Here is an 11571-nt window from a genome sequence, read left to right on the forward strand (position 1 = left end):
TGATTGGGCGCCGTTTCGCGGAAACCATCAGGGTCTAGACAAGACCGGATAGCTGACTGCAGGCGACCGTGCTGCTAGGATGCCAAGATGACCCACGTGGTGGTGGGGCCGTCCATAGCTGGGGCCGGCCTCACAAGGGGATCACTCCGTGCCGCTGGCCTGTATGGAGATGTGCGCATCGCGTCCCTATCGGGTTCGCGCGCTCGAAGCGCTCGGGGCGGTACAGGTTTATGCGATCCCGTCTCTTCGACTGCTGCCCTTACCTTCTCTCGCCCCTGCCTGCACTCCCCGGGCCACCGGCCCTGGCGGCTGATCAGGCCGCCAGGGGCGAATTCTGGTAGACCTCGCCACGGACTGTCAGCGCCCAGATCGTCCGCGCCATCTTGTTGGCGAGTGCGACAACCACCAGCATGCGTGGCTTTCGCGCCATCATCCCCGCTAACCAGGAGCCCGCCGGCGCTCCCTTGCGGGCCGCCCAGCACACGACCGCCGAGGCGCCGACGATCAACAGGCGTCGGATGTCGCGCTGGCCCATTCTCGAAATGCTGCCCAGCCGCGCCTTGCCGCCGGTGGAGTGCTGCTTCGGCGTCAGGCCCGTCCAGGCGGCGAAGTCGCGCCCGCTGCGGAACTGGCGCATGTCGGGGCAGAAGGCCCTCACCGCCATGGCGCTGATCGCGCCGACGCCAGGGATCGTCATCAGCCTGGCCACCTCGGTGTCCTTGGGTGCTCGCGCCCGGATCTCCATCTCCAACGTGTCGATGCGTGCGGTCTGTTCCTCGATCTGGGTCAGCATCATGCGGGCCAGCTCCCTGGCCATGTCAGGGATGGCCGTCGTCGTGTCGTTGACTGCCGCAGCCAGTCTGTCGACCCGGGCGTGGCCCGCCGGCGCGACAATACCGAACTCGGCAAGATGGCCGCGTAGGGCGTTGACGGTCTGGGTGCGCTGACGGACCCAGAGGTCACGGGCCCGGAAGACCGTGGCGTCTGCCTGCTGTTCCGCTGTCTTCACGGACACGAAGCGCATGGTCGGGCGCGACGCCGCCTCCGCAATGGCCTCGGCATCGGCAGCGTCGTTCTTCTGTCGCTTGACGAAGGGTTTGACATAGATCGGCGGCAGCAGCCTTACCTCGTGCCCAAGCGCGCTGATCTGGCGCCCCCAGTGATGGGCGCTGGCGCGCGCCTCCATGGCGATAATGGCCGACGCTTGCTCAGCCAGGGAAGGCAGCAGCCGGTCACGCGGCAGCTTCTTGCGGAACACCACCGAGCCGTCGGCGCTGGCGCCGTGGAGCTGGAAATACCGCTTGGCCAGGTCGATACCGGTGATGCGTACGACGCTCATGGAAGCCTCCCTGTGTGCTGACCTCTTGGCGAGGACGGTCTGGCACATTGCGATACCGCCGGGTGGGGGCATCTACTCCATCGGGTTCCCTGGAGGCTCCAACTCTTGAGAGGATGGAGCCATGACGAAGAAGACCTCGAACCGGTATTCGCCTGAGGTCCGGCAGCGGGCGGTCCGGATGGTGCTGGACCATGGAGGCGACCACGCCTCGCAGTGGGCGGCGATCGGCTCGATCGCGGCCAAAATTGGCTGCACGAGCGAGACGCTGCGCGGCTGGGTGAGGCAGGCCGAGCGCGACCAGGGGCTGCGGCCGGGCGCGACGAGTGCGGAGGGGGAGCGGATCAGGGCTTTGGAACGCGAGGTCCGCGAACTGCGTCAGGCCAATGATATCCTGCGCAAGGCGTCGGCCTATTTCGCGGTGGCGGAGCTCGACCGCCGCTCGAAGCCATGATCGCCTTCATCGACGATCACCGCGAGGTCTACGGGCTTGAGCCGCAAAGCGGATCAAGGCCGATCTGCAGGGTGCTGCCGATCGCCCCGTCGACCTACCACGTCCACGTCGCCCGACGTGTCAATCCGATGAGGGCCTCGCCTCGTGTTCGACAGGACCTGCTACTCATGGAGGGCATCCGACGGGTGCATGCGGCCAACTTCGAGGTCTACGGCGCTCGCAAGGTCTGGCGGCAGCTCGACCGGGAGGGCATCACGGTGGCCCGCTGCATGGTGGAACGCCTGATGCGGCGGATGGGGCTGCGCGGCGTCGTCCGCGGCAAGGAGGTCAGGACCACGATCGCCGACAAGGCTCTGCCCTGCCCGGCGGACAAGGTGAACCGGCACTTCCGGGCGCCGCATCCGAATGCCCTGTGGGTGTCCGATTTTACCTGTGTGGCGACCTGGCAGGGCTTTGTGTACGCGGCCTTCGTCATCGACGTCTTCGCCCGCCGTATCGTCGGTTGGCGGGTCTCGCGCACAGCCCAGACGGGGTTCGTCCTCGATGCCCTGGAGCAAGCCCTGCATGACCGCCGTCCAGCGAAGGGCGGCCTGACCCATCATAGCGATAGGGGCGGGCAATACGTCAGCATTCGGCACACGGAAAGGCTGCTCGAGGCCGGGATCGAGCCCTCGGTCGGCAGCGTCGGTGACAGCTATGACAACGCCCTCGCCGAGACCGTTATCGAGCTGTTCAAGACCGAGGTGATCCGGCGCCGTGGTGCGTAATCCGGTGGATCGTGATCAGCGATTCCGTTTGATTGTGATCAGTGGATCCGGTGGATGCTGATCGGTGATTCCGGTGATCGTGATCACTGGAATTGGGGACGGGTCAGAGGAGTGGCGCGGCCGGCAAGTCTCAACCAGCGGTAGTTTCGCCCCTGTGCTGAGCAGGGGGGCGGGATGCCAGGCGAGAGAGTGCCGATGCGCAAGATCCGAGATGTTCTACGGCTTGGCTGGGGCCAGGGCCTGTCCCAGCGGGTGATGGCTCGCAGCCTCGGGCTGAGCCAGGGGGTGGTGCACGCCTATCTGAGGCGGGCCCGCAGCGCCGGGCTGGCCTGGCCGTTGCCCGAGGGGCTGAGTGACGCGGGGCTGGAGGCGCTGCTGTTTCCCGCCCCCAGCGGCGCCGCGGTCGAGGACCGGCCGCAGCCCGACTGGGCCTGGGTGCACCGGGAGCTGCGGCGCCCGAACGTGACGCTGTCGCTCCTATGGGAGGAATACCGGGCGGGAGCGCCGGATGGGTTCGGCTATTCCTGGTTCTGCGACCTGTACCGGTCCTGGACGGGTCGGCTGAAACCGACGCTGCGGCAGATCCATCCGGCCGGCGAGCGGATCTTCGTCGATTTCGCCGGCAGCCCCATGGCGGTGCTGGAGGGGGCGAGCGGGGAGGAACGGCGGGCGGAGATCTTCGTCGCCGTGCTGGGGGCGTCGAGCTACACCTTCGCCTGTGCGGTCTGGAGCCAGGCGCTGCCGGACTGGATCGATTGCCGTGTGCGGACTTTCGCGCATTTCGGTGGTGTCGCGCGGCAGCTGGTGAGCGACAACCTGCGCGCCGGGATCAGCCGGGCCTGCTTCCACGAGCCGGCGGTGAACCGGACCTATGCCGAGATGGCGGCGCATTACGGCACGGCCGTGCTGCCGGCGCGGCCCTACAAGCCGCGCGACAAGGCCAAGGCCGAGGTCCGCGTGCAGGTCGTGCAGCGATGGATCCTGGCCCGGCTGCGGAACCAGAGGTTTTTCTCCCTGGCCGAGCTCAATGGGGCGATCCAGGCGCTGGTGACGCGGCTCAACGAGCGGCCGATGCGCGCCCTGGGCACGACACGGCGCGCCCTGTTCGAGGAACTGGACCGGCCGGCGCTGCAGCCCTTGCCGGACGTCGCCTATGAATATGCGGCCTGGAAACGCTGCCGGGTGGGGCTCGACTACCATGTGGAGGTCGAGCGGCACTTCTACTCGGTGCCGCACTCCCTGGTGCGCCAGGAGGTGGAGGCGCGGACCACCACCGCGACGGTGGAGATCTTTCACCGCGGCCAGCGGGTGGCCAGCCATCTCCGCAGCATCCGCCGCCATCAGCCCAGCACCCTGGCCGAGCATATGCCCAGCTTCCATCGCCGGTACCGGGAGTGGAGCCATGAGCGCATCCATCGCGAGGCGGGTGCCGTCGGGCACGACACGGCGGCGCTGGTGGAGGTCATCCTGCGCTCCAGGCCGCATCCCGAGCAGGGGTTCCGCTCCTGCATCGGCATCCTCGGCCTGGTGAAACGCCACGGTGCCGAGCGGGTCGACGCCGCCTGCGCCCGGGCACTCGCCTTGGGGACGCGCTCCAACAGCTCGGTCGCGGCCATCCTCAACAACCGCCAGGAGCGGCGGGTCATGCCGGACGAGCCGGCCATGCTGCTGCACGAGAACATCCGTGGCCCGGGCTACTACCATTGAAAGGCGATCCGACGCTGATCCATCCCACGGCCGAGCGCCTGCGCGGGCTCGGCCTGAGCGCCATGGCCCAGGCTTTCACCGAACTCCTCGGCGCCCCCGAGGCGGCGGGGCTCTCCCGCGAGGACTGGCTGGGCCTGCTGGTCGACCGCGAGGCGACCAGCCGGGAGAACAGCCGCCTCATCCGCAGGCTGCGTGAGGCCCGGCTGCGCCAGGCGGCGGTGATCGAGGACACGGATTTCCGCACCCCGCGCGGCCTGGACCGGGCGATGTTCCTCCGCCTGGCCGGTTGCGGCTGGATCCGCGAGCACAGCCATGTGGTGATCACGGGCCCAACCGGGGTCGGCAAATCGTGGCTGGCCTGCGCGCTCGGCCATAAGGCCTGCCGGGAGGGCTACTCCGTCCTCTACAAGCGTGCCCCGCGGCTGTTCGCCGATCTGGCAACCGCCCGGGGCGAGGGGCGGCTGCCCAAGATGCTGGCGGCGATCGAGTGCACCCGCCTGCTCATCATCGATGACTGGGGCCCGGAGCCGCTGAGCGCCGAGCAGCGCCGAGACCTGCTCGAGATCGTTGACGACCGCTACGACCGTGGCTCCCTGCTCATCACCAGCCAGGTGCCCCCAAACCGCTGGCACGACGTCGTGGGCGAACCCAGCACCTCCAACTGCCACAGTGGCGGACCGGCTGATCACTGCGGTGATGGTCACTGACCCCGGCCATCCTTTGGCCGGTCAGCGCCTGGCAGTTCTGTCCCTGACCTGCGGCCGCGGCCCCAGGTTCCTGGCCATTGCCTTACCCGATGGCCGCCGGCGCCTGATCCGGCGTGCTGCGACGGACCTTGAACGCCCGGCATCGACGGAGCCGCCGGTGCCTTGGGTATCGGCTCGCATGCTGCTGCCCCTGGCACGCCACATCCGCGGTTTGGTGACTGCCTCCAGCCCGGAGATCGTCCATGCCGCCCCGCCCCCGCGATCCCGTACCTCCAACCCCGGCGCCCCCGCGCCAGATGCGGCCGCCGCGCCCATGGCCGGTCCTTCCAGCCCCATCGCAGCGGCAGCTGGCGCAGGCGATCGCCCGGCTGCTGCAACGCCTCAGTCAGGAGGTGCAGCATGCTGACCACCCCCGATGACATGGCCGATCGCGTCAGCACGGCGCATCGGGCCAAGCTGGCCTACATCTATGTTCGCCAGTCCACGGCCGTTCAGGTCCGCCAGCACCAGGAGAGCACGGAGCTGCAATACCGCCTGGCCCACCGGGCCGCGGCGCTGGGCTGGCCACGGGAGCGCATCGTGGTGATCGATGACGACCTCGGCAAGTCAGGGGCGTCCAGCGCGGAACGGCATGGTTTCCAGCGCCTGATTGCCGAAATCGGCCTGGGCAAGGCGGGGCTGGTGCTGAGCCTCGACGCCTCCCGCCTGGCCCGCAACAACCATGACTGGCACCGGCTGCTGGAGCTGTGCTCGATCTTTGGCGTGTTCATCGATGATGGTGAGAGGCTTTACGATCCGGGCGCCTATCACGACAGGCTCCTGCTGGGGCTGTCCGGCATCATGAGCGAGGCCGAGTTGCACCAGATCCGCATGCGCCTGCATCAGGGCGAGCGGCAGAAGGCTGCGCGGGGCGAACTGAGGCTGCCCTTGCCGGCTGGGCTGGTCCAGGAGCGGGGTGGCGGGATCGTCCTTAATCCGGACGAGGAGGTGCAGGCCCGGCTGCAGTTCGTGTTCGACAAGTTCCGCGAGCTGCAGAGCGCCAAGGCAGTCATGCGGGAGTTGCAGCGGCACGGCCTGTCACTGCCGGTTCGCCCGATCCGCGGCCCGGCGCCGCATGCGGTGACCTGGGTCCCGGCCGACAGCAGCCGGGTGCTGCATATCCTGCACAACCCCGCCTATGCCGGCACCTACGTCTACGGCCAGCGCCGGCAGGACCCGACCCGACGTCGTGCCGGCACGGCGCGAAGTGCTACGGTCAAGGTCCCGATCGAGCAGTGGGCGGTGTGCCTGCGCCACGCCCACCCGGGCTACATCAGCTGGGAGGAGTTCATGGCCAACCAGGCGCGACTGGCTGGCAACATCGCCCATCATGCGGGTGGGCGGCCCGGCGTAGCGCGGCGGGGCTGCGCCTTGCTGCAAGGGATTGCGGTCTGCGGCCGGTGTGGCCGGCGCATGGGGGTGCGCTACTCAGGACCCCATGGGGACTACCCCGTGTACCATTGCAGCGCCGACCAGGGGCTCACCGGCCAGCCCAGGTGCCAGGAGGTCCGGGCGCTGGGCACGGACAGCGAGTTCGAGCGGGTGCTGCTGGAGGCCCTGGCGCCGGACAGGATCGAGATGGCGGTTGCCGCCGTCGGAGAGATCGAGGCGGAAACCCGGGCGCTGGAACATCAGTGGGGTCTCAAGCGCGAGCGCGCCCGCTACGAGGCCGAACGAGCGCGGCGGCAATATGATGCCGTGGAGCCGGAGAACCGCCTCGTGGCGCGCTCCCTTGAACGGGTCTGGGAGGAGAGGCTGCGTCAGTCCGAAGCCGTCGAGCAGGCCTATGCGGCGTGGCGCACCGAGCAAAGGGGCGCGCTGTCCGATACCGAATGTGCCGAGGTCCTCGGCATGGCGCGGGACCTGCACAGCGTGTGGCAGGTGGCCACGGCCGAGGAGCGCAAGCGCATATTACGGCTCGTCGTGCGGGAGGTAACACTCGACCAGAAATGCGAGCGCGGGGTGGTCTGGATGCGGACCACCTGGCAGACCGGTGCCGTCAGCGAGCACCGGCTGCATCGAAAGGTTCAGGGCTATGCGCATTACGCCCGAAGGGCCGAGCTGGAACAGCGGATCCGGGAGCTGAACGCCGCCGGTATGATGGACCGCGAGATCGCGGCGGCGCTGAACGCGGATGGGATCGGAACGGCCCACGGCACGTTGTTTGCCGGCGAGAATGTCCATGTCTGCCGCAAGCGCTGGGGCATTCCCACGGTCAAGATCAATGGCGTGGACGCAAACCCGCCGCGCTGGCCAGATGGCAGCTACTCCGTGCAGGGCGCAGCCGCCGCCCTCGGCGTGACACCGCAGACCGTGTTCAAATGGCTGCGCAAGGGCCGCCTGACCGGGCAGCAGCTCACCAAAGGGCAACCCTGGCAGATCAACCTGCCCGACGATCAGATCACCCCGCTGGCCGCCCAAGTGCGACGGACGAGCCAGTCAGCAAGGAAGGCATCATGAAGCGCTCGGTGATTTGACACTCGGCGATGCCATCATGGACCGCGTCATTCACCGTGCCCACCGGATCGAATTCAAAGGCGTCAGCCTGCGCAAGCGTCACGCCAGCAACGATGCCTTGACCGACGAAGCCGGCGAGTGACATCTACAACCGTCGGCCGCACTGCTCCTCCGCCCCGTCCCCTGCCAAGCCCCATTGCACGGAAGGTGATCATGATCGCCGGATTGGGTGATCGCCTTCGGCTGGAACAGCCGATCAGGATCACCGGAATACGCAGCCGTGGCCCGTGGCGGTCCCTGGAGGCGGTCGAATACGCCACCCTCGAGTGGGTGGACTGGTTCAACAACCACCGCCTCCTCGAGCCGATCGGCAACATGCCACCGGCCGAAGCGGAGGCGCGCTACTACGCCGCGCTTGAGAAGCCCGCCCTGGCGGCGTAACCCAAACCAATCAGCCTCCGGTAAATCCGGGGCGGTTCACAGCGCCCGCGAGACCGTCTCCAGGTCCTCGCCCCGCAGCAGCCGCAGCACCGCGTCCCGCTTGCGCTGCCGCGACATCCGGCCACCCCGGCCGGGACCCGCGGCATCCGTCAGCTCTGTCATCGTCATGCACCCCATCGGCGGATACCGTCCGCTTGCGGAGTGTCTCAATCAACTGTGGAGCGGCGGAGGTTGGTCTTGACCCGATCGCCTGCCTTGCGCGGGATCAGCGACGGCGCAACCACCGTGCAATCGCGTGTCCGAGGACGATGATCTGCCGGTACAGCCCGTAGCCGGTAGAGCCAGCCTCATGGCACACATGCAGCTTCCCGTGCTTTGCCGCGAGCCGTGTTAGTAATCTTCGAACTGCCTCAACGCTGGCCTCGATCTCGCCAAGGTAGCGAACCTCTTCCCTTCGCCCTGGCTCGGCCACTGCCACCGCGTGCTTCGCCTTCGCGACATCAATCCCCACAAAGATCCCGCTATGCTCCTCCACGGCTTTTCTCCCTGCGTCGAGGATCGGCCCGCCCATGCGGGCAACTCTCGGGTTCACCCACGTGCAGCATAGGGCGAGCTAAACCCCAGAAGGCGCACATACGGTCTTACACAAGGCAGACACACCGGGTCGGAAATCCTTAAGGCGGATAGCTGGCCGAACTGCCAAGCCGAACGGACCTCTTGGGTCGAGTCCTACCGTGAAAGTCGGGCCCCGCGGGTCTGGAGCCATCCGGGCTCGCCATTGCATCTCAAAGGCCAAGCTCCCCAGCTGCGCCACTCGCAGCTTCGAAGGCCGCAATCAGCGCGTCATAACCCTCTGGCGAGCGATCATGAAGGGTCCGAAACGACGGCTTCATCTCCTGTGCAAGGCCCGCGCGAATTTTCATGATATGCCACGGCTTCGGCCCATGGAAATGGCCGATTACCGCATCCGGGTTCGGCCCCCAATAAGGCTTCCAGTTCATTTCCGGCATCATCCACTCGGCTTCCCCGAGCAAAGCGTCGTTTAGCGATTTCTGGTCATGTGGCGGATACAGAAAGTTCCGCGACAGTCGCTGGCGTACGGCCTTTAGCAGCGCGGGGCGGCTTTCGCGCAGGGCCGGCAAATTCATCACCATCACTCCACTGTTGAAATGCCGCCGGTCGCCGAGCCGGGTTTCCTCGCACACTGCCACGGAGCGCGGCGTAAAGGCATAGCTGCGGGGGTCGCGCAGGAACACCACATCGATATCCGTGTAGAGAACTTGATCCGCCTCCGTCTCAAGCATTGGCAGGTCCAGGCGAAGCCAGTGGCCACAGAACACGTCGTACTTCTCGCTATAAGCTGCGCGAAGTTCCGTGCTAAGCACCGAGCTGTGCCGCAGGACCCGCACCCCGGCTTTCTGGAGCCGTTCCAGTTCCACGCAATTCTGCCCGTCATAGATGCAGCATGGCACCAGTGTCGTGCAGCGAAGCGCCGAGGCCACCGCCGCTCGCACCGAGCGGAACTCCCGCTTGAGCCCGCGCTCGTTTGCGCAGAAATACCACTTGCGGAGTTTATTCAGGCCAGTTTCAATTTTGCAAACGGGCTGGGTCGCGGGGCTCGCTGTCATTACCCTCTCGTCGGATGCGGGCCGCATGATGTTGGGCGCAGGGGTGAGTAGAACCAGGAAAAGCGGTAAGGAAACGTAGTGCTTTACAGCCCGGAGCGCGCCTCGCAAATCAAGGTAGCTCTCGGCAGACGCTGCATCGCAGTAGGCCCGCGCCGGCTCAACCCGGCCCGCGTGGCCCAAAACCGACACAATCTCGTCCAGATACGCCGCGAACCGATCCTCGCCCGTCCGCAGCCGACTTGCATCTCCGTCCACCATGCCCAGCATATAGGAGCGTTAAGTGACACAGTAAGACTAGCAGGCTGCTGAAGAAGTCTGTCGGACGGCGATGAGGGTGGCTTCGTCGCCGCCCTGGTACTCGAGTTCGATTTGGAGGGAGCCGTTGGGGAGGAGTTCGGCATAGCCGGAGCCCTGGACCTCGTCTCCTTCGTCGGCACCGATCCAGGTGAAGTCGGTGTTGTCGATGCCGAAGGCGGCGTCGAGGCTGGCCTGCATGGCCCCGAAGGCGATCTCGCCCGGAGCGTCATGGCGGATGATCAGGTGGGCCGGTCCGACGAGGTTAAGGTACTCCTGGTCCCACAGATCTGCTTCGATGATGCGCCAGTACCCGAGAAGAGGGCTGTTCTGCGCCTTCATGGAGCGGCTGCGGCCAGGAGCCGCGGCAGGCGGATGAGGTTGTAGGCGGCAGCCGCGAGGGAGAAGGTCCAACCGACACGGGCAAGGCCGCGGTGCCGGGTGTGACGCAGGCCGGCGCCCTGCTTGATCCAGCCGAAGACCTCCTCGATGCGCTTGCGGATGACCTGGCTGACGCCATAGCCCGGGTGGCGCGTGGTGCGGCCGTCGATGGAGGAGCGTCGCCGACTGCCGGTCTTGGTGCGGTGGTCGTTACGGGCAACGTGGGGCGTGACGCGCCTGGCTCGCAGGCCTTCGACATGAGCGCGGGCGTCGTAGTTCTTGTCGGCGCCGAGCGTGATGCGCCGCCGCACCGTCAGGCGCAGCCGGTCTACGAGGGCGAGCGAGGCGTCGCGCTCGGCCGTGCCTGTGGCATGCGTCAGGCATGCCACGCGAACGAGCCCGGATCGGTTTTCCATGAGCACGTGCCCGGCATAGGCCAGGAGGGAGGACTGCCCGTCCGCCTTGCGGGCAAGGCGCGCGTCCGGGTCGGTGGTGCTGGCGTGGGTCTCGTTCGAGCGGGGCTGTCCGCGCCAGTTGGCCTCGGCATTGCGCCCGCCGCTCGCGGGCGGGGCGGGAGGAACCCCATCCTCCCCCTTGGGACGGAACGACTTCTGGCTCGCCCAGGCCTGGATCAGCGTGCCATCCACCGAGAAGTGTTCGGACGACATCAGCGCCGCTACCCGCGGCTGGGCCACGAGGGCCGCCAGGAAGGTCTGCGCCATATCGCCGGCGAGCAGCCGGTCGCGGTTCTTGCTGAAGGTCGAGGCGTCCCAGACCGGCGCGTCCATCGACAGTCCGACGAACCAGCGGAACAGCAGGTTGTAGTCCAACTGCTCCATCAGCTGCCGCTCCGACCGCACCGAGTAGAAGGCCTGCAGCAGCAAGGCCCGCAACAGCTTCTCAGGCGCGATCGAGGGACGGCCCACCCGCGCATAGAGCCGCTCGAACTTAGGAGACAGCGCCTCCAGCGCCTCGTCCGCTACCGCCCGGATCAGCCGCAGCGGGTGCTCCAACGGTACACGCGCCTCGCAGCTCACATAGCTGAACAGCTTCTCCGTCCGCTCGTCCGTACCCCGCATGACAAGCACCCCGCCCCACAGCATGTTCGAGGGAATCACAACCAACACCACATCGCGAGACTTTTTCAGCAACCTGCTAGACAAATTCGCTGGGTCAGGACCAAGTTCTGCCGGTCTCAATTTCTGGGGGACTGCTGCTATGGGGGAGGTAGAACTAGATACCGTAATCGGGTCGGCTGGTGGCGCGAGCTGCCATGACCGGTTGTTCTTCCAGGAGGCCCAGGCGGGGCTCAGCAGAGGGAGGCACCGAGATGACCCACTATGCCGGGATCGACGTCTCG

Annotated in this window: 9 protein-coding genes, 3 pseudogenes and 1 other annotated feature; of the genes and pseudogenes, 6 read left to right on the forward strand and 6 right to left on the reverse strand. The window is 67.0% G+C overall.

The window, feature by feature from the left end:
- Positions 1-313: 313 nt before the first annotated feature.
- A complete protein-coding gene (locus ACO1BU_RS33460; RefSeq protein ID WP_424140258.1) occupies positions 314-1339 on the reverse strand; it encodes an IS110 family RNA-guided transposase in 1026 nt (341 codons plus the stop codon).
- 121 nt (positions 1340-1460) lie between these two features.
- Between ACO1BU_RS33460 and ACO1BU_RS33465 the strand changes: the two are divergent.
- The 6 genes and pseudogenes from ACO1BU_RS33465 to ACO1BU_RS33490 all read left to right on the forward strand — a co-directional run.
- Positions 1461-2551: pseudogene (locus ACO1BU_RS33465) on the forward strand (IS3 family transposase); the annotation flags it as partial.
- Positions 1745-1879 (forward strand) — a sequence feature (AL1L pseudoknot). Its footprint overlaps the pseudogene before it by 135 nt.
- 180 nt (positions 2552-2731) lie before the next feature.
- Positions 2732-4264 carry an IS21 family transposase gene (gene istA, locus ACO1BU_RS33470; RefSeq protein WP_424140259.1) on the forward strand — a complete coding sequence of 511 codons (1533 nt, stop codon included), beginning with the start codon at positions 2732-2734 and terminating at the stop codon, positions 4262-4264.
- Complete coding sequence (gene istB, locus ACO1BU_RS33475) at positions 4261-4971, forward strand: IS21-like element helper ATPase IstB (RefSeq protein WP_424140260.1); 711 nt, start codon at positions 4261-4263, stop codon at positions 4969-4971. The genes istA and istB overlap by 4 nt, the downstream gene beginning before the upstream one ends.
- A 399-nt stretch (positions 4972-5370) precedes the next feature.
- Positions 5371-7470 carry a recombinase family protein gene (locus tag ACO1BU_RS33480; RefSeq protein ID WP_424140261.1) on the forward strand — a complete coding sequence of 700 codons (2100 nt, stop codon included), beginning with the start codon at positions 5371-5373 and terminating at the stop codon, positions 7468-7470.
- A gap of 34 nt (positions 7471-7504) precedes the next feature.
- Positions 7505-7609, forward strand: a complete 105-nt coding sequence (locus ACO1BU_RS33485) for a hypothetical protein (RefSeq protein WP_424140262.1) — start codon at positions 7505-7507, stop codon at positions 7607-7609.
- A gap of 128 nt (positions 7610-7737) precedes the next feature.
- Positions 7738-7908: pseudogene (locus ACO1BU_RS33490) on the forward strand (IS3 family transposase); the annotation flags it as partial.
- 36 nt (positions 7909-7944) lie between these two features.
- On the opposite strand, the gene ACO1BU_RS33495 reads toward ACO1BU_RS33490, so the two are convergent.
- The 5 genes and pseudogenes from ACO1BU_RS33495 to ACO1BU_RS33515 all read right to left on the reverse strand — a co-directional run bounded on the left by ACO1BU_RS33495 (position 7945) and on the right by ACO1BU_RS33515 (position 11290).
- On the reverse strand, positions 7945-8076 hold the full coding sequence (locus ACO1BU_RS33495; RefSeq protein WP_424140266.1) for a hypothetical protein: 132 nt from the start codon (positions 8074-8076) through the stop codon (positions 7945-7947).
- A gap of 56 nt (positions 8077-8132) precedes the next feature.
- A pseudogene (locus ACO1BU_RS33500) lies at positions 8133-8479 on the reverse strand (IS110 family transposase); the annotation flags it as partial.
- Between the two features lie 214 nt (positions 8480-8693).
- Entirely contained in the window at positions 8694-9803 is a 1110-nt protein-coding gene (locus tag ACO1BU_RS33505) for a glycosyltransferase (RefSeq protein WP_424140263.1), read from the reverse strand.
- Positions 9804-9830: 27 nt separating this feature from the next.
- A complete protein-coding gene (locus tag ACO1BU_RS33510; protein WP_424140264.1) occupies positions 9831-10172 on the reverse strand; it encodes a hypothetical protein in 342 nt (113 codons plus the stop codon).
- On the reverse strand, positions 10169-11290 hold the full coding sequence (locus ACO1BU_RS33515) for an IS5 family transposase (protein WP_424140265.1): 1122 nt from the start codon (positions 11288-11290) through the stop codon (positions 10169-10171). Before ACO1BU_RS33515 ends, ACO1BU_RS33510 begins: the two co-directional genes overlap by 4 nt.
- Between the last annotated feature and the right edge of the window lie 281 nt (positions 11291-11571).

The organism is Roseomonas chloroacetimidivorans (genome assembly GCF_049629625.1).
GTDB classification, from domain to species: domain Bacteria; phylum Pseudomonadota; class Alphaproteobacteria; order Acetobacterales; family Acetobacteraceae; genus Roseomonas; species Roseomonas chloroacetimidivorans.